The sequence below is a fragment of the Hymenobacter segetis genome (assembly GCF_054776495.1).
The window spans coordinates 808629-824747 of sequence record NZ_BAAHBV010000002.1 but is presented as its reverse complement, the minus strand read 5'-3'; the positions used below and the strand labels follow the sequence as shown (position 1 = coordinate 824747).

General features: G+C 60.6%; 16 protein-coding genes. 10 read left to right on the top strand and 6 right to left on the bottom strand.

Going from position 1 to position 16119, the window contains the following annotated elements; translation table 11 throughout:
- The first annotated feature begins 64 nt into the window (after positions 1 to 64).
- From ACYU70_RS13920 to ACYU70_RS13905, 4 genes are all read left to right on the top strand, one after another.
- A complete protein-coding gene (locus ACYU70_RS13920; protein WP_460616028.1) occupies positions 65 to 967 on the top strand; it encodes a glycosyltransferase family 2 protein in 903 nt (300 codons plus the stop codon).
- On the top strand, positions 964 to 1683 hold the full coding sequence (locus tag ACYU70_RS13915) for a GNAT family N-acetyltransferase (RefSeq protein ID WP_342300648.1): 720 nt from the start codon (positions 964 to 966) through the stop codon (positions 1681 to 1683). Before ACYU70_RS13920 ends, ACYU70_RS13915 begins: the two co-directional genes overlap by 4 nt.
- Before the next feature lie 62 nt (positions 1684 to 1745).
- Positions 1746 to 2882, top strand: a complete 1137-nt coding sequence (gene rffA, locus ACYU70_RS13910; RefSeq protein WP_342300646.1) for a dTDP-4-amino-4,6-dideoxygalactose transaminase — start codon at positions 1746 to 1748, stop codon at positions 2880 to 2882.
- Between the two features lie 359 nt (positions 2883 to 3241).
- A complete protein-coding gene (locus ACYU70_RS13905; protein ID WP_342300644.1) occupies positions 3242 to 4087 on the top strand; it encodes a murein L,D-transpeptidase catalytic domain family protein in 846 nt (281 codons plus the stop codon).
- A gap of 76 nt (positions 4088 to 4163) precedes the next feature.
- On the opposite strand, the gene ACYU70_RS13900 is transcribed toward ACYU70_RS13905, so the two are convergent.
- From ACYU70_RS13900 to ACYU70_RS13890, 3 genes are all read right to left on the bottom strand, one after another.
- A complete protein-coding gene (locus tag ACYU70_RS13900; RefSeq protein WP_342300643.1) occupies positions 4164 to 5228 on the bottom strand; it encodes an Ldh family oxidoreductase in 1065 nt (354 codons plus the stop codon).
- Positions 5229 to 5378: 150 nt separating this feature from the next.
- Entirely contained in the window at positions 5379 to 6332 is a 954-nt protein-coding gene (locus tag ACYU70_RS13895) for a Ppx/GppA phosphatase family protein (RefSeq protein WP_342300642.1), read from the bottom strand.
- Positions 6333 to 6436: 104 nt separating this feature from the next.
- On the bottom strand, positions 6437 to 7321 hold the full coding sequence (locus tag ACYU70_RS13890) for a class I SAM-dependent methyltransferase (RefSeq protein WP_342300640.1): 885 nt from the start codon (positions 7319 to 7321) through the stop codon (positions 6437 to 6439).
- A 201-nt stretch (positions 7322 to 7522) separates the two neighbouring features.
- Here ACYU70_RS13890 and ACYU70_RS13885 point away from each other — a divergent pair, with 201 nt between their 5' ends.
- From ACYU70_RS13885 to dapF, 3 genes are all read left to right on the top strand, one after another.
- On the top strand, positions 7523 to 8011 hold the full coding sequence (locus ACYU70_RS13885) for a DinB family protein (protein ID WP_342300639.1): 489 nt from the start codon (positions 7523 to 7525) through the stop codon (positions 8009 to 8011).
- Between the two features lie 103 nt (positions 8012 to 8114).
- Positions 8115 to 9938, top strand: a complete 1824-nt coding sequence (locus tag ACYU70_RS13880) for a peptidoglycan D,D-transpeptidase FtsI family protein (protein WP_342300638.1) — start codon at positions 8115 to 8117, stop codon at positions 9936 to 9938.
- Between the two features lie 50 nt (positions 9939 to 9988).
- Positions 9989 to 10786 (top strand): diaminopimelate epimerase, encoded by a 798-nt coding sequence (gene dapF, locus ACYU70_RS13875; protein ID WP_342300636.1) that lies wholly within the window; start codon positions 9989 to 9991, stop codon positions 10784 to 10786.
- 74 nt (positions 10787 to 10860) lie between these two features.
- Here the strand turns inward: dapF and ACYU70_RS13870 are convergent, their stop codons facing one another.
- The 3 genes from ACYU70_RS13870 to ACYU70_RS13860 all read right to left on the bottom strand — a co-directional run bounded on the left by ACYU70_RS13870 (position 10861) and on the right by ACYU70_RS13860 (position 12579).
- Positions 10861 to 11541 (bottom strand): type 1 glutamine amidotransferase domain-containing protein, encoded by a 681-nt coding sequence (locus tag ACYU70_RS13870; RefSeq protein WP_342300634.1) that lies wholly within the window; start codon positions 11539 to 11541, stop codon positions 10861 to 10863.
- A 105-nt stretch (positions 11542 to 11646) separates the two neighbouring features.
- Positions 11647 to 12081, bottom strand: coding sequence for an organic hydroperoxide resistance protein (locus ACYU70_RS13865; protein ID WP_342300633.1), 435 nt, complete (start codon positions 12079 to 12081; stop codon positions 11647 to 11649).
- A gap of 45 nt (positions 12082 to 12126) precedes the next feature.
- Positions 12127 to 12579 (bottom strand): MarR family winged helix-turn-helix transcriptional regulator, encoded by a 453-nt coding sequence (locus ACYU70_RS13860; RefSeq protein WP_342300632.1) that lies wholly within the window; start codon positions 12577 to 12579, stop codon positions 12127 to 12129.
- A gap of 127 nt (positions 12580 to 12706) precedes the next feature.
- On the opposite strand from ACYU70_RS13860, the gene ACYU70_RS13855 reads away from it, so the two are divergent.
- From ACYU70_RS13855 to glf, 3 genes are all read left to right on the top strand, one after another.
- Positions 12707 to 13210: a GNAT family N-acetyltransferase gene (locus ACYU70_RS13855; protein WP_342300630.1), complete on the top strand. Its 504-nt coding sequence runs from the start codon at positions 12707 to 12709 to the stop codon at positions 13208 to 13210.
- Between the two features lie 177 nt (positions 13211 to 13387).
- On the top strand, positions 13388 to 14692 hold the full coding sequence (locus ACYU70_RS13850) for a glycosyltransferase family 1 protein (RefSeq protein ID WP_342300628.1): 1305 nt from the start codon (positions 13388 to 13390) through the stop codon (positions 14690 to 14692).
- 83 nt (positions 14693 to 14775) lie between these two features.
- A complete protein-coding gene (gene glf, locus ACYU70_RS13845) occupies positions 14776 to 15954 on the top strand; it encodes a UDP-galactopyranose mutase (protein WP_342300627.1) in 1179 nt (392 codons plus the stop codon).
- The last annotated feature ends 165 nt before the right edge of the window (positions 15955 to 16119 follow it).

The following is a 16119-nucleotide window of genomic DNA, read 5'->3' as shown; positions in this document are numbered from 1 at the left end:
CTTAGCGAGATATAAATAAGTGGAAGGAAATAATACGCAAGCCGGAGAGGTTTACTTTTCCATCGTGAGCCCGGTGTACCGGGCCGATACGCTGGTCGCGCAGCTGGTGAGCCGCATAAAGGCCGCAGTCGAGCCTTTGGGCCGGTCATTTGAGATTATTCTGGTGGACGACCGCAGCCCTGATAATTCGTGGGAAGCCATTTTGGAGCAAACCAAGGATGAGCGGGTGCGCGGATTTCGCTTATCGCGCAATTTTGGGCAGCACCGGGCCATCACGGCCGGCCTGGAGCAGGCCCGGGGCGAGTGGATTATCGTGATGGACTGCGACCTGCAGGACCAGCCGGAAGAAATTCCCGGCTTATACCAAGAGGCCCTGAAAGGGTACGACCTGGTTTTTGCGCGCCGCGTCGAGCGCCAGGATTCCTGGCTGAAGCGGCTGGGCTCGCGCACGTTCTACCAGGTGCTGTCCTATCTCACCGAAACCAAGCAAGACCCCGCCATCGCCAACTTCGGAATCTATCACCGCAAGGTGATAGACGCGGTGCTTTCGATGCGGGAAAGCATCCGCTATTTTCCTACCATGGTGCGGTGGGTGGGGTTCCGGAGCGGGGGCTTGGCCGTCGAACATGCCGAGCGCTCGGAAGGCACCAGCAGCTACAACCTGCGCCGCCTCATCAACCTGGCCCTCGACATTATTCTGGCCTATTCGGATAAGCCGTTGCGCCTGACGGTGAAACTGGGCCTGGCTATTTCGGCCGCCGCGTTTGGCTTTGTGCTCATCACCCTGGCCCGCTACCTGCTGGGCCACAGTTGGGAGCCGGGCTACATCAGCCTTATTGTATCCATCTGGTTCTTTGCGGGCTTGCTGCTGTCGGTGCTGGGGGTAGTGGGGCTGTACATCGGCAAAACCTTTGAGCAGGCGAAAAACCGGCCTATTTTTCTCATCGATACAACGAGCATATCGTGAGTGCGGTCGTACAGTTTCTCGATTGGGATAGCCGCTTTTTCGGCTTCGGGGTAGCCCGCATTCTGTGCGACACGCCTACCGCCGATGAAGTACGGACGGCTTTGGACCAGTGCCGCACCGCCGGCGCGCGGCTGGTCTATTGGCACGCGCCCTACCATGACCTGGCCGCCCACCAGCTCGCGGAGCAGCATAAGGCGTGGCTGGCCGACCGCAAGGTCACCTTTGCCATGGCCCTCGGCCCCGTCGAAGCCGCCCCGGTTGATGCCGCCATCGTGCCTACCACTACCCTCACGCCGCAGCTGGAGTCGCTGGCCTGGCAGAGCGGGGAGTATTCGCGCTTTGCCCTGGACAAGCGCCTGCCCGCCGATGCCTTCCGGCAATTGTATAGCCAATGGCTGCGCAACTCGCTGAATGGAGCCATCGCGCGGGTCGTACTCACGCTGCCCGACCACACGGGCAAGGAGCTGGGCCTGCTGACGCTGGGCGAGAAAAATGGCCGGGCCGACATTGGCCTGCTGGCAGTAGACGCGCAGGCCCGCGGGCAGCGGGTAGGCAAGCGGCTGGTAGCCGAAGCCCGGCGCTGGGCCATTGGCGCGGGCTACACCGAACTGCAGGTCGTGACGCAGCGGGATAATGCGCCCGCGTGCGGCTTCTACGAAAGCTGCGGCTTTGCCATCAGCTACGAAGAGCACATCTATCACCTCTGGCTGGAGTAGCCGCGAGCGTTGTGCTGGTATGACTGGCCGGTGTACCTTTGCGGCTCTCATTCGACCTGTTCATGCTCCCTACAATTCCTTTCAATAAGCCTTACTTGTCTGGGCCGGAAACTCGCTACATAGAGGACGCAGTTCGCTCCGGTAAAATCTCGGGCGACGGCGTTTTCACCAAGCGGTGCCATCAGTTTTTCGAGCAGCAGCTGGGCTTTGCCAAAGTGCTGCTCACCACCAGCTGCACCGATGCGCTGGAAATGGCCGCCATCCTGCTCAATCTGCAGCCCGGGGATGAGGTTATCGTACCCTCGTTCACCTTTGTAAGCACCCCCAATGCGTTTGTGTTGCGAGGCGCGAAGATTGTTTTTGCCGACAGCACCGCCGAAAATCCGAATATCGATGTAGCGTCGCTGGAGGGCTTGATTACGGACCGTACGCGGGCCATTGTGCCGGTGCACTACGCTGGCATTGCCTGCGACATGGATGCCATTCAGGCCGTGGCCGACCGGCACGGGCTGGCCGTGGTAGAGGATGCGGCCCAGGCCATCGACAGCTACTACAAAGGCAAAACGCTGGGCACTCTCAGTGACCTGGCCGCTTTTTCATTCCACGAAACCAAGAACATTATCTCTGGTGAGGGTGGCATGCTGGCCATCAACAACCCGCTCTACGCGCAACGGGCCGAGATTATCCGGGAAAAAGGCACCAACCGCTCGTCTTTTTTCCGGGGCGAGGTAGATAAATACGGTTGGGTAGACATTGGGTCCAGCTTCCTGCCTTCCGATATCATTGCCGCGTTTCTGTGGGCGCAGCTGGAACACCTGGAGGACATTCAGACCCAGCGCAAAGCCATTTGGAGCCGATACTATGAGGCATTTGCTTCGCTGGTGCCGCTGGGAGTGGGCCTGCCAGTGATACCGGCCTACGCGACCAATAACGGGCATATGTTCTATCTGGTAACCCGCAGCTTAGCCGAGCGCGGGGCTTTGATTGACTACCTGAAGCAGCAACAAATCCTGCCCGTATTTCACTACCTGTCGTTGCACAAGAGCCTTTTTTACGCGGCTCAACACGACGGCCGTGAGCTGACCTGGTCTGACCACTACACCGATTGCCTGGTTCGCCTGCCCCTGTACTACGAGCTTACGCCCGACTTGCAGCAGCGCGTAATCGATGGCGTGCTGGCATTCTACGCTCAGCAATAAGTTAACTAATAAGCGGTAGCGTGTCTCTTCATTAAGTGAGCCGGGAGGCAAACGAAGTAGCCGAAGGGCCGGCTTGCTGCTTTAATCATCGCAATGATGGTTAAAGCAGCAAGCCGGCCCTTCGCAATATAAAACCGACAATTTGGGACGTGGGACGTGGGTTTTGGCAAAGCGCCGACAGCACTTGCTTGCCGGAGCAAAAAGCGCCGGCCGGCGCTGGTCAGCCCGCCGGAAACGGAATCATTTAGGCGAGTAGGGCGTTTAAGAATAGCCACCGGAATTTCTATTCCGTATAAGGTATCGAAGCAGCTGCCGCACTTGCAGCAGCTGGTTCTTTTTCATCACCAGCCACTTCGATTATGCACCAGCATCAGCCCAGCATCGTTCAACGCAAACGCAAAAGCCTGCGTCGTCAGCGCTTAGCGCGTCGCGTTCTGCCGTTCCTGGCCTCGTTGTTTCTGGCCACGCCATTGGCGGGCAATATCCAGGAGTCGATGGCCGGCTCGCGCAATGAGCTGCGGATGCCCAAAATGGACTTCTCGCCCAAAGCGCAGTTCGATCAGGAATTGCACGCCACCTACAACGCCCTGGGGGCGGAGCAGGAAGGCCTGCGGTTTGAAACCTTTGCCAAAGCCATGACCGGCTACCTCAACCTGCGCCAGGATGGCAAGCTGGCCGAGGATAAGCAAGTCCTGACGGTTATCGACTTTGACCTTCCTTCGACTGAAAAGCGCCTCTGGGTGCTTGATTTGGGCAAGAAGGAAATCCTCTTCCACACGCTCGTGGCCCACGGCCACAACTCGGGCGAGAACGAGGCCACCAACTTCTCCAACACCGACCAGAGCAATATGAGCAGCCTCGGCTTCTACGCCACGGGCAGCGAATATGAGGGCAAGCACGGCCATTCCCTGCACCTGCAAGGGCTAGATGAAGGCTACAACACCAACGCCGCCGCCCGCTCGGTGGTAATGCACGGCGCTGACTACGTGAGCGAGGATTTCATCAAGCAAAATGGCCGCCTGGGCCGCAGCCTGGGCTGCCCGGCCCTGCCGATGGACCAGTATGCGCAGATTATTGATGCCGTGAATGGCGGTACCTGCCTGTTCCTAAACAAGTCGGATGCTGGCTACACCTCGCAGTACTTGAACCAGGACGTGGCCATTGCCGCACTGGTGCCCCAAGCTGCAATCAATGGTGTTTCTTAAGCGCTAATAGATTTTGTAAAAGAGGCCCTTTGCTGCTGCGAAGGGCCTCTTTTGCGTTAAAACAGCTGAATTCAGGCTACAACTGTACGCCAAACTTCGCACCCACGCCTTCCAAATCCTGCACCACGGCATCGAGCAGCGGAATACCTTCCAGCAGCCGGTGGGCGGCCATTTCGCGCTCCGGGTCGCCGGGAATCAGGACTTTTTTGCCCTCCACCGCCTGCGCGTTGCGGAAGGTCGAAATCCAGTTGTCCATGTGGGTTTTGAACTCATCGGCGGGCCGAAACGCGTCCACCCGCATGGCCCCGAAAAAGTGGCCCAAGCCCTGGCCCACGGGGTTGGCCGAGGGTTGAAGGAAAGCCACGAAGGGCGGCACCCACGGCCCATAGTTGGCCCCGGAAAGCACGGCCGAGAAAATATCCACCACCGCGCCCAGGCCATAGCCTTTATGCGAGCCGGTGGCTCCCCCGAGGGGCAGCAGCGCGCCGCCGTTTTTCACGGCGTTGGCATCGGTTGAGCTTTGGCCGTCGGCGGTTTGGGCCCAGCCTTCGGGCAGGGGCAGGCCTTTGCGTTGCGCGATTTCGAGCTTGCCGTTGGCGGCGGTGGTGGTGGCCATGTCGAGCACGAAATCGGGCTGCTCGCCGGCGGGTACGGCCACGGCAATGGGGTTGGTACCCAGTAGCCTATCCAGCGAATATGTGGGCGCAACCAGCGGCGAAGCATTGGTCATGGCAATGCCAATCATGTCGTGCGCCAGGGGCAGCATGGCGTGGTAGCCGGCAATGCCGAAGTGATTGGAATTCTTCACCGAAACCCAGCCCGAACCCACTTGCTGGGCCTTTTCAATAGCAATCCGCATGGCTTTGGGCCCCACCACGAGGCCCAGGCCGCTGTCGCCGTCCACCACGGCGGTGCTGGGCGTTTCGTAGGTGATGCCCACACGGGGGGTGGCATTGATGCGGCCGGCCTCCCACAGCCGTACGTAGCCAACAAGGCGGGCCACGCCGTGCGAATCCACGCCGCGCAGGTCGGCCGAGAGCAGGGTTTCGGTGGCCAGGGTGGCGTCATCGGCCGGGCAGCCGATGGCGAGGAAAACGCTTTCGGTGAAGGTGAAAAGCTGACTGTAGGAGAAAGTGGGCATCGGGAATATATTAGTCGGGGAATATGAAAACCGGAACGTCATGCCGAGCGGAGTCGAAGCATCTCTACCGCAATAGTAAATGGATTACTTACGCGGTAGAGATGCTTTGACTCCGCTCAGCATGACGTTCTGTTTTGGTTGGGAAACTGCCTATACTGCCAGCATCTCCGCCAACAGCCCTTCTTTCAGCGCGTAGGCCGAGGTGCGGATGCGCGTGATTTCCGCAATGCCCAGCACGAAATCGATGAGCACTGCCGCTACCACCAGCATATCGGCCCGCATGGGAAGGATGCCGGGCAGGGCCTTGCGCTGCTCGTGGTTGCCGCTGAGCAGGTGGCGGTAGCTGGTCTGGAAGGATTCCAGCGCCAGCTCGGTGCAGGGCGGCAGCTGGCTTTCGGCGCGCAGTTCGCCGATTTGCATATCGGCCAGGCTGTCGAAGCTGCCCGACGCACCCACGAGGCTGGCAGGGCGGTAGCGGCGCACAGCTTCGATGAGCGGCTCCAGCACCGTGCTGAGGTAGCGCTGTTCGGCTTCCACGGCTTCGGCGGGAAATACGCCGCTGGGGTCGGGGAAAAACTTGTCGAGCAGGCGCTGGGCTCCGATTTCGAAGCTCTGCTTCCAGAAAATGGTGTGCTCGTTGGCAATGATGAACTCAACCGAGCCGCCGCCGATGTCCATAATCAGCTGCGCATCCTCGCCCAAATCCACGGCTTGGCGCACGCCCTGGCAGATGAGCTCCGCCTCGCGCTCGCCGGGAATAACGTTGACCTGAATGCCGGTTTGCTCGAAGATGTCGCGCACCAGCTCGGGGCCGTTTTTCGTCACGCGCATGGCGCTGGTGGCCGTGGCGCGCACTTCGGTTACTTCGTGCAGCTCCATTTCTTCCTTGAAGCCGGCCAGCGTGTGCAGGGCGCGGGCATACGGCTCGGGCGCGATGATGCCCTGACTGATGCCGCCCTCGCCGAGGCGCACGCCGGCTTTGGTGCGCAGCAGCACCAGCGGTTTTTCGCCGGGCATTTTTGAGATTTCCACGATGAGCAGGTGGAAGGTGTTGGTGCCCAAATCAATGAGCGCGAGGCGGCGATGGGCGTGCGGCGTGTGCATAGAGGAAGTAGCGCGGACTTTCAGTCCGCGAGTTTAGCGAAGCGAGTGGGCAATACGGATGACTAGCCGGCGCGGACTAAAAGTCCCTGCCGAGTACGACCACGCTACGTGGCAAACCGGCAGAACGTGCCCAGCGGCAGCTTGCGCTGGCCGGCATCGTGCAGATAAATCTCACCCAACTCGCGCACAGCCTTTTCGCCAGGGAAAATGGCCGTGGTCAGGTTATCCAGAATCAGGGCCGAAAAGCCCAGCGAGTACAGGTTCACCACGAAGAAATGGTCCTCGGGGTCGAGGAGTTGCTGGCTGAGCTTGAGCATCTCATTCAGCTCGTCTTCGAGCTGCCATTTCTCGCCGTTGGGGCCGCGGCCGTAGGCGGGCGGGTCGAGGATGAGGCCCTGGTATTTGCTGCCGCGCTTCACTTCGCGGCGCACGTATTTCATGGCGTCTTCCACCAGCCAGCGTACGCCGTCGAGCTGGCTGGCTTCCATATTATCGCGGGCCCAGAAATTGACCTGTTTTACCGAATCGAGGTGCGTGACATCGGCCCCGGCGGCGCGGGCGGCCAGCGTGGCCGCGCCCGTGTAGGCGAAGAGGTTGAGCACGCGCGGGAGCTTGGCGCGGCGCTTGCGGGTCTGGTTGTAGATAAATTGCCAGTTGGGGTCCTGCTCCGGAAACAGCCCGACGTGCTTGAACGACGACAAACCCAGCCGAAACTTCAGCTTCAACCCATCGGGCCGCTCGTAGGCAATCACCCACTGCTCGGGCATGCTGGGCTTGAGGCGCCACTGGCCTTTTTCGGTGGAGCCGGGGGCGCGGGCGAAGGCGGCATCGGCCTTTTCCCATTCCTTGAGAGGCAGGTGTGGGTCCCAGATGGCCTGCGGCTCGGGGCGGGCCAGGATGTATTTGCCAAAACGCTCCAGCTTCTGGAAGTTGCCGGAATCAATCAGCTCGTAATCGGGCCAGGGGGAGGTGGTGAGGAAGTCGTACATAAGCAGGCGGCAAAGGTAGGGGCGGGGCGGGGTAGGGTCGTGCCGTTTGGGGCAGGTAACAGCCTGTAGAGACGCGCCCCTTCGCGTCTCGGCGTTGAACGAGGGGCGAACGACAGCCCGCCGAGCCTTTCAGAAACGAAGCACGTAACACCGGCTACCCTCGCCGTTCATCTTTTTGCCTATCGTAATTCTTCGCCCGCCATGTCTGAAATCACCCGTCTGCTCGACCAGTTCCGCCTCGCCTTTGATGGCGAGCCGTGGTCCGGCCCCTCACTGCTGGATACGCTCAAAGGCCTGACTGCCGCGCAAGCCGCCCAGCGGCCCATCGCTAATGCCCACAGCATTTGGGAAATTACGCGCCACGCCAGCGTGTGGGCCGAGGTGGCCCGCCGCCGTTTAGTCGAAGGCAAATTGGTACAAGTCAGCAATGCCGAAGATTGGCCGCCGCAGCCCGAAAACCCCACCGAAGCCGACTGGCAAGCTGTGTTAGCCAGCCTGCGCGAGACGCACGAACAATTGCTGGACGCTACGGCAGTTATCACTGATGAAACCCTGGACCGGCCCATCAATACCATCATCGATGCGCGGGTGGGCTATGGCTCCTCCATTTACGTGACCCTGCATGGCGTGGCGCAGCACTACCTATACCACGCCGGGCAAATTGCGCTGTTGCGCAAAGCAGTAGCCTGACCTCATGGCCAAATTCCCGTCCGCAGCTTGGCTTCGTGAGGTGGCAGGCCCCGTTCATCGAAGCCGGCGGGCCAACCTGCCAGCAGAACACTAGCTTTGCCGGATGCTGCCGGCCCACCGCAAGAAATTAACTGCCGTATTCTTTGTCCTGCTGCTGGCCGGGCTGGTCCTGGTGCTGTGGTGGCGGCGCGTGCCGGTGCCCGGCGTGGGCCTCATCCTGCCGCACGACACCTATACGCCGCGCCGCGAGGCCTTCTGGCCAAGCCGGGGCCGCATTCTTGACCGTAACGACTCGGTGCTGGCCTACACCGGGCCGCGCTACCTGCTCGTGCTGCCGTCCTGGGGCCACCTCGATTCGACCCGCCTCAATCGCCTGCTGGGCTGGCCCGACAGCGCCTTCGAGTATCGCAGCCGCGACCTGCGCCGCCGCGAATTGCCCTTGCAGCTGGATTTAACGGCGTCCGAATACGACATTCTGCGCCGCCACCAGAGCGAGTGGCCCAAGCTCAAGTTGCGCGAATACACGGCCCGCAACTACGCCACGCACGTGGCCGCGCCCGTGCTGGGCTACGCATATGCCAATGCCCAGCCCTTTCTGTACCAGGCGCAGCGGCTGGCCCGGGGCCGCTTCTACCGCCTGCGCAACGGCGGCCTCGAAACTTATTACAACGGCTTGTTGAAAGGCAGTTTCGGCGCCTACCACCCCTTAGTGGATGTGCTGAACCAGCCCCACGGCACCTGGGCCACCGATACCATCTACCACCCCGGCCAGGACCTGCACCTCAGCCTCGATACCGAATTGCAGGCTTACGCCGAACGCATCATGCGCGAGCGCAAGGGCTACATCGTGGCCCTGGACCCCGCCACCGGCGAAATACTCTGCTACGTTTCGGCCCCCACCTACGACCCCGCCACTATCACCGCCCTCGGCCGGGGCCGCGAGCGCAGCGCCCTGCTGCTCAGTGAAGACATGCCGCTGCTAAACCGCGCCGCGCTGCAAGCCAGCCCGCCGGGCTCGGTGTTCAAGCTGGTGAACGCGGCCGTGGCCCTGCAGCTGGGTGGCATCACGGCCACCACCGGCTTCCGCTGCGACCAGTCGCTCATCCACTGCGTGCACGAGCACCCCGATGCCCGCAACCTCACCCAGGCCCTCAAATACAGCTGCAATCCCTACTTCTACCAGGTGATGCGCAACGTGGTGAATAACGTGCCCGACTCGCTGGTGCAGCCTGTGGACACCTGCGCCGTGCGCCATCAAAACCTGGCCGCCTGGACGCGGCACGTCAAATCCTTCGGCCTCGACACATTGCTGGGCGTCGATTTGCCGCAGGAGCGCCCCGGCTTCATCCCCACGCCGGGCTACTACGACAAGCGGCGCGGCCGCTGCGGCTGGACCTACGGCAGCATCTATTCGCTCAGCATCGGCCAGGGCGAAATCAACCTGACCGGCCTGCAAATGGCCAACGTCCAGGCTATCATCGCCAACCGCGGCTACTACTACATCCCGCATTTTGTGCGTAGCGTGGGCACCAGCGGCCCGCTGCCGCGCTTCCGCGAGCAGCACCGTACGCTGGTCGATAGTGTCCATTTTGCCGAGCTCATCCCCGGCATGGTGGCCGCATTGCGTCGCGGCGGTACCGCCGAGCTGGCCAACCTCGACGACGTGGGCATTTCGGTGGCCGGCAAAACCGGCACCGTCCAAAACGATGAGGGCGACGACCACGCCACCTTCGCCGGCTTCGCCCCAGCCGAAAAGCCAAAAATCGTGGTGGCCGTCTACATCGAAAACGCGGGCTTCGGCGGACTCTCCGCCGCCCCCTGCGCCGCCCTGATTATGGAAAAGTACCTGCGCGGCAAAATCGCCAAAAAGCGCAAGCGCTGGGAAAACTGGTTGCGCTGCGGCGATTTGGCCGAGCAAGGGCACTGAGGAACGAAATGCCGGGGCGGCGGTTTCTTTGCAGATTAAAACAGAACGTCATGCAATTCCACAAATACCAGGGCACCGGCAACGACTTCGTCATGATTGACGACCGCGCCCGCGCCTTCGACGAAACCGACCACGCCCTGATTGCCCAGCTCTGCCACCGCCGCTTCGGCATCGGGGCCGATGGCCTGATTCTGCTGCGCAATAAGCCCGATTTCGACTTCGAAATGGTGTATTTCAACGCCGACGGCCGCCCCAGCTCCATGTGCGGCAACGGCGGCCGCTGCACCGTAGCTTTCGCCAAACACCTGGGCCTGATTGGCGAAACCACTCATTTCCTGGCCGTGGATGGCCCCCACGATGCCCGCGTAGAAGCTGACGGTACCGTGCGCCTCAAAATGATTGACGTGAATGCCCCGATAGAAGCCGAAATAGGGGAGGACGACGTGTTCCTGCACACCGGCTCGCCCCACCACATCCACTTCCTCGACCCCGCCGAATCGCCCACGCTGGCCGAGTTCGACGTGTACGGCACCGGCCACGACATCCGCTACGACCAGGCCTACGACCCCGCCGGCACCAACGTCAACTTCGTGGAAATCCCCGCCGACCCCGCCCACGCCTGGCCCGTGCGCACCTACGAGCGCGGCGTCGAAAACGAAACCCTGAGCTGCGGCACCGGCGTCACGGCCGTGGCGCTGGCCGCCTCGCAGCGCGGCGCGGTATCGCCCGTGCGCCTGCAAACCATGGGCGGCGAACTGGAAGTGAGCTTCGAACACCGCGCCGATGGCGGTTTCGCCAACGTGTGGCTGAGCGGCCCGGCAGTGCGGGTATTTGGCGGCGAGGTATAATCGCAACTTTTGAATACACAAAAAGGCCTTCTGCAATAACAGAAGGCCTTTTTTGTGTTTGGTTGACGCTTGGCTTACTTCGCCAGCATCTTCAGAACCTCTTGTGCAGCTGGCTCTGACGAGGCCGGGTTCTGGCCTGTAATCAGGTTGCCGGCCGTTACCACGTAAGGCTGCCAGTCGGCTCCTTTCGAGTAGTTGCCGCCGTTCTGCTTCAGCATGTCTTCTACCAGAAACGGCACCACGTTGGTCAGCTGCACGGCTTCTTCCTCGGTGTTGGTGAAGCCAGCTACCGACTTGCCCTTTACCAGCGGCTCGCCGTTGGCCGCCTTCACGTGGCGGAGCACACCGGGGGCGTGGCACACCAGCGCCAGCGGCTTGCCAGCGGCGAAAGTGCTTTCGATGAGCGAGATAGATTTTTTGTCTTCGGCCAAATCCCACAGTGGGCCGTGGCCGCCGGGATAAAATACTGCGTCAAAATCCTCGGCCTTAATGGTATCGAGCGTCACCGTATTAGCCAGGGCTTTTTGGGCGGCCGGGTCTTTCTTGAAACGCTCGGTGGCTTCGGTTTGGGCACCGGGCTCGTCGCTCTTAGGGTCCAGGGGCGGCTGGCCGCCTTTGGGCGAGGCGAGCGTGATATCAGCCCCGGCATCCACGAAAGCGTAGTAGGGCGCGGCGAATTCTTCGAGCCAGAAGCCGGTTTTGTGGCCGGTGTTGCCGAGCTCGTCGTGCGAGGTCAGAATCATGGCGATTTTCATAGCGTTGGGGGTTAAAAATTGGATGGCAATACTTGCCGAAAACGACAAGACCCCGGCGTAGACCGAGGCCTTGTCAGAACAATTAATAAGCGAAATCGGCTGCGCTTAAGCGTTGGTCGTGGTGGTGAGGCTCACCTCGATGTTGCCTTTGGTGGCACGCGAGTAGGGGCAGATGCCGTGAGCGGCTTCCACCAGTTCCTCGGCCTGCTTCTGCTCGATGCCGGGCAGGTTGACGTGCAAATCGGCCGAGATGCCGTAGCCGCCATCCTCCGCCTTGCCGAAGCCGATGAGGGCCTCCACGGTCACGTTGTCCAGCCGTACTTTGGCCTGGCGGGCGGCCACGCCCAATGCGCCTTCAAAGCAAGCGGCGTAGCCGGCGGCGAAGAGCTGCTCGGGATTGGTAGAGCCGGCTTTGCCGGGGCCGCCCATTTCCTTGGGCGTGCTCAGCACCAGGTCGAGCACTTGGTTGTTGGAGGTGATTTGACCGTCGCGGCCGCCTTTGGCAAGGGCCTGGGCAGTGAAGATTTTTTCGATTTTCATCCGGATGTTGGTAAGAAAAAGTGGGTAAGCAATAGGTGTCGGCCACTAGGCCAACTGGGTAAGTAAATGCGTGAGGTGGGTGCGCAGGGCAGTTATTTCGGCCTCTGACATCTGCATTTTGTCGAGCATCTGCAACGGGATTTGCTGGGCTTGAGCCTCCAGCGCCCGGCCGGCCGGCAGCAGCGCGATGATGACCGAACGCTCGTCGCGCGGGTCGCGGCGGCGGCTCAGCCACTGCTTCTGCTCCATGCGCTTGAGCAGCGGCGTAAGCGTGCCCGAATCGAGTAGCAGTTTTTCGCCCAGCTCCTTCACCGTCAGCTGCTCATGCTCCCACAGCAGCAGGAACACGAGGTACTGCGGGTAGGTGAGGTCGAGGGCCTGCAACAGCGGCTGGTAGGCCTTGGTGATGAGCCGCGACACGGCATAAACCGGAAAGCAAATCTGGCTTTCCAGCTTAAGCAGCGAGTTCTTGACGGGAGGAGGAGGAGTGGTTGCCATGTGGTTTCGTAAAGGTAAACGGATAACGGTTGTATAATGTTTAATTGTGCACAATTTATTTTTGTCGCTTGGCTTTTTAGTCTGCTCCCCCGCGCTAAGGCCCCAGACAGAGGTTTACCTTTACCCCATGCACCTGCGCGCCCTCGAACCCGACGACCTCGAATTCCTCTACGCCCTCGAAAACGACCCTGACATCTGGGGCGTGTCCGATACCCTGGCACCGGTGTCACGCCACGCCCTGCGCGAATACCTGGAGCACGCCAGCGTCGACTTCCACGCCGTACGCCAGTTGCGGCTGGTCATTGCTACTGAAATTGGCAGCCCGGCCGTGGGCGTCGTCGACCTTTTCGACTACGACCCGCTGCACCAGCGGGCCGGCGTGGGCATCACCATCCTGGCCCGCGAGCGGCAGCACGGCTATGCCCGGCAGGCGCTGGAGCTCCTGAAAAACCATGCCCGCACCATCCTGCGTCTGCACCAGATTTACGCCACCGTAGGGGCCGACAACCTGCCCAGCATGAGGCTTTTTGCCGCTGCTGGGTTTCGGCAGGTGGGCACGCGGCAGGCTTGGCTGCGCACCGCCACCGGCTGGCAGGATGCCGTGGAATGGCAATTTTTGCTGGGTGTCTAAAAGATTAACAAAGCTGTATATCTACTTGATAAAGTGAAGGATTGGTGAAGGTTTAGTAAAATAAGCTGGGCTATATCCTTTGGCCGGCGGGCTCCGTATAGGGTAGCAAGCGTCCCGGCCGGGTAGGTTGATAGTCCCTCCGGCGCGGCGCGAAACCCCTTTTTCCTGCCAAGCTTCATGCCCCCTTCTTCGACGGTGGAAGTGCCATTGCGTGCCTCCACCACCGCTGCCCGGCCCAGCGACCCAGCCGCCGAAAACACTACCCCTTATACCTTGCCCGACCTCGTGTGCTTCGCCCACCTGCACTGGGATTTTGTGTGGCAGCGGCCCCAGCACCTCATGTCTCGCTTCGCCCAGAAGGGCCGGGTGTTCTACGTCGAAGATGCTTTTTACCACAACGACGACCGCATCGAGCCGCACGTTGAAATCAAGGAGCGCGACAATGGCGTGAAAGTGGTGGTGGTGCACCTGCCCAACCGCCTGCGCGCCGACGCTGAAGCCGCCGACCAAGCCGAATTCGAGGTGCTAACCCACTATTTCGCCGAGCAGGGCGTCACGAAATACATCTTCTGGTACTACACGCCGATGGCGTTGGGCAAGTCGCGCCAGTTCCACCCCGAGCTGACCGTGTACGACTGCATGGACGAGCTGGCAGCCTTCAAATTTGCCCCGCCCGAGCTCAAAAAGCGCGAGCAGGAGCTGTTTGCCAAAGCCGACCTTGTGTTTACCGGCGGCCACACACTCTACGAATCCAAGCGCGAACAGCACCCCGACGCGCACCCTTTTCCCAGCAGCATCGACAAAGCCCACTTCGGCCAGGCTCGCGGCCCGATGACTGAGCCCGCCGACCAGGCCAGCATCGCGCACCCGCGCATCGGCTTCTTCGGCGTGGTAGACGAGCGGCTCGATATTGAGCTGTTGCGTGAGCTGTCGAAAAACCACCCGGAATGGCAGTTTGTCATCATCGGCCCGGTGGTGAAGATTGACCCTGCCACCTTGCCCCGCACCGCCAACGTGCATTACCTCGGCGGCAAGGATTATAAGGAACTGCCAGCTTACTTAAAGGGTTGGGATGTAGCAACGCTTCTGTTTGCTGATAACGAGAGCACCAAGTTCATCTCGCCCACCAAAACGCCGGAATACCTGGCCGCCGGCAACCCCGTGGTGAGCACGCCCATCCGCGACGTGGTGCGGCCCTACGGCGACCTGAACCTGGTGCAGATTGCCGACAACGCCGCCGATTTCGGCCAGGCCATTGCCAAGGCCCTCACCCAGCGCGACGATGCCGACTGGCGCCAGCGCACCGATGATTACCTGGCCACCATCTCGTGGGACCAGACCTGGCAGCAGATGGTGGACCTGATGCAGGACCGCCTCTGGGCCAAAAAGCCCGATGCCTCCACCACCACCGTGGCTGGTGCGCCCCTCATGCCCACCAAGGTTTCGGAAGTCACCTTTCCGCCCGTTGTGCCCAATCGATAGACTTAATCGTCTGACTTACTGTTTTTACACCATCATTTCCTGCCCAATAGATTTTCCTCTTACCACTTTCCATAACCTGCACTATGTTTGATTACCTCATCGTTGGGGCCGGTTTTGCCGGCAGCGTATTAGCTGAGCGCCTCGCTACCCGCAGCAATAAAAAAGTCCTTATCGTAGACAAGCGCAGCCACATTGCCGGCAACGCCTACGACCATTACAACGAGGACGGTATTCTGGTGCACAAGTACGGCCCGCACATCTTTCACACCAACTCGAAAGACGTGTTCGACTACCTCGGCAACTTCACCGACTGGCGCCCTTACGAGCACCGCGTACTGGCCTCGGTAGACGGCCAGCACGTGCCGATGCCCATCAACCTCGATACCATCAATAAGCTTTACGGCCTGAGCCTGACCAGCTTCGAAGTCGAAGAGTTCTTCGCTTCCGTGGCCGAGCCGGTCGATGTTATCAGGACCTCGGAAGATGTGGTGGTGAGCAAAGTAGGCCGCGAGCTCTACAACAAATTCTTCAAGAACTACACCAACAAGCAGTGGGGCCTCGACCCCTCGCAGCTTGATAAGTCCGTCACCAGCCGCGTGCCCACCCGCACCAACCGCGACGACCGGTACTTCACCGACACCTACCAGGCCATGCCCCTGCACGGCTACACCCGGATGTTTGAGAACATGCTCAATCACCCGAATATCAAGGTGATGCTGAATACGGACTATCACGAAATCATGGACTTCATTCCCTTCAAGGAAATGATTTTCACGGGTCCGGTGGATGAGTATTTCGACTTCAAATTCGGCAAGCTGCCCTACCGCTCGCTGGAGTTCAAGCACGAAACGCTGAATAAGGAGAAGCATCTCGCGGCCCCCGTGGTGAACTACCCCAACGAGCATCTTTACACGCGCATCACGGAATTTAAAGCCCTCACCGGCCAGGACCACCCCAAAACGGCCATCGTGTACGAATACCCGCAGGCCGAGGGCGACCCGTACTACCCCATCCCGATGCCCGAAAACGCTGAGCTGTACAATAAGTATAAGAAGCTGGCCGATGAGACGCCGGGCGTGCATTTCGTGGGCCGCCTCGCTACCTATAAGTACTACAACATGGACCAGGTAGTGGCCCAGGCCCTGACGCTTTACAAGAAGCTGACGGAGAAGGAAAATGCCAGCAAGCCGGTGTTGCCTGCCATTTCGGGCAGCACCTCGTTGGTGGAAAAACTGATAAGCCGCTCGCCGAAACAGGAGTAGCCGTAGCGTGGACTCTGCGAGTCCGCGTCTCGCCGCCATGCGGCGAATACGGAACCACAAAACGGCTGCACGATTACCCTGACGATTGTTCGCCGCGTGGCGGCGAGACGCGGACTCGCAGAGTCCACGCTACAGAAAAAAGCCCCGCCAATTTGGCGGGGCTTT

Coding starts and splice junctions, on each gene's coding strand:
- ACYU70_RS13890 (WP_342300640.1), bottom strand. CDS start 7,321: ATGTACGACTTCCTCACCACCTCCCCCTGGCCCGATTACGAGCTGATT.
- ACYU70_RS13865 (WP_342300633.1), bottom strand. CDS start 12,081: ATGAAAATCGAAAAAATCTTCACTGCCCAGGCCCTTGCCAAAGGCGGC.
- ACYU70_RS13850 (WP_342300628.1), top strand. CDS start 13,388: ATGCCCCCTTCTTCGACGGTGGAAGTGCCATTGCGTGCCTCCACCACC.
- ACYU70_RS13880 (WP_342300638.1), top strand. CDS start 8,115: ATGCTGCCGGCCCACCGCAAGAAATTAACTGCCGTATTCTTTGTCCTG.
- ACYU70_RS13885 (WP_342300639.1), top strand. CDS start 7,523: ATGTCTGAAATCACCCGTCTGCTCGACCAGTTCCGCCTCGCCTTTGAT.
- ACYU70_RS13855 (WP_342300630.1), top strand. CDS start 12,707: ATGCACCTGCGCGCCCTCGAACCCGACGACCTCGAATTCCTCTACGCC.
- dapF (WP_342300636.1), top strand. CDS start 9,989: ATGCAATTCCACAAATACCAGGGCACCGGCAACGACTTCGTCATGATT.
- glf (WP_342300627.1), top strand. CDS start 14,776: ATGTTTGATTACCTCATCGTTGGGGCCGGTTTTGCCGGCAGCGTATTA.
- ACYU70_RS13870 (WP_342300634.1), bottom strand. CDS start 11,541: ATGAAAATCGCCATGATTCTGACCTCGCACGACGAGCTCGGCAACACC.
- ACYU70_RS13860 (WP_342300632.1), bottom strand. CDS start 12,579: ATGGCAACCACTCCTCCTCCTCCCGTCAAGAACTCGCTGCTTAAGCTG.
- ACYU70_RS13900 (WP_342300643.1), bottom strand. CDS start 5,228: ATGCCCACTTTCTCCTACAGTCAGCTTTTCACCTTCACCGAAAGCGTT.
- ACYU70_RS13895 (WP_342300642.1), bottom strand. CDS start 6,332: ATGCACACGCCGCACGCCCATCGCCGCCTCGCGCTCATTGATTTGGGC.
- ACYU70_RS13905 (WP_342300644.1), top strand. CDS start 3,242: ATGCACCAGCATCAGCCCAGCATCGTTCAACGCAAACGCAAAAGCCTG.
- rffA (WP_342300646.1), top strand. CDS start 1,746: ATGCTCCCTACAATTCCTTTCAATAAGCCTTACTTGTCTGGGCCGGAA.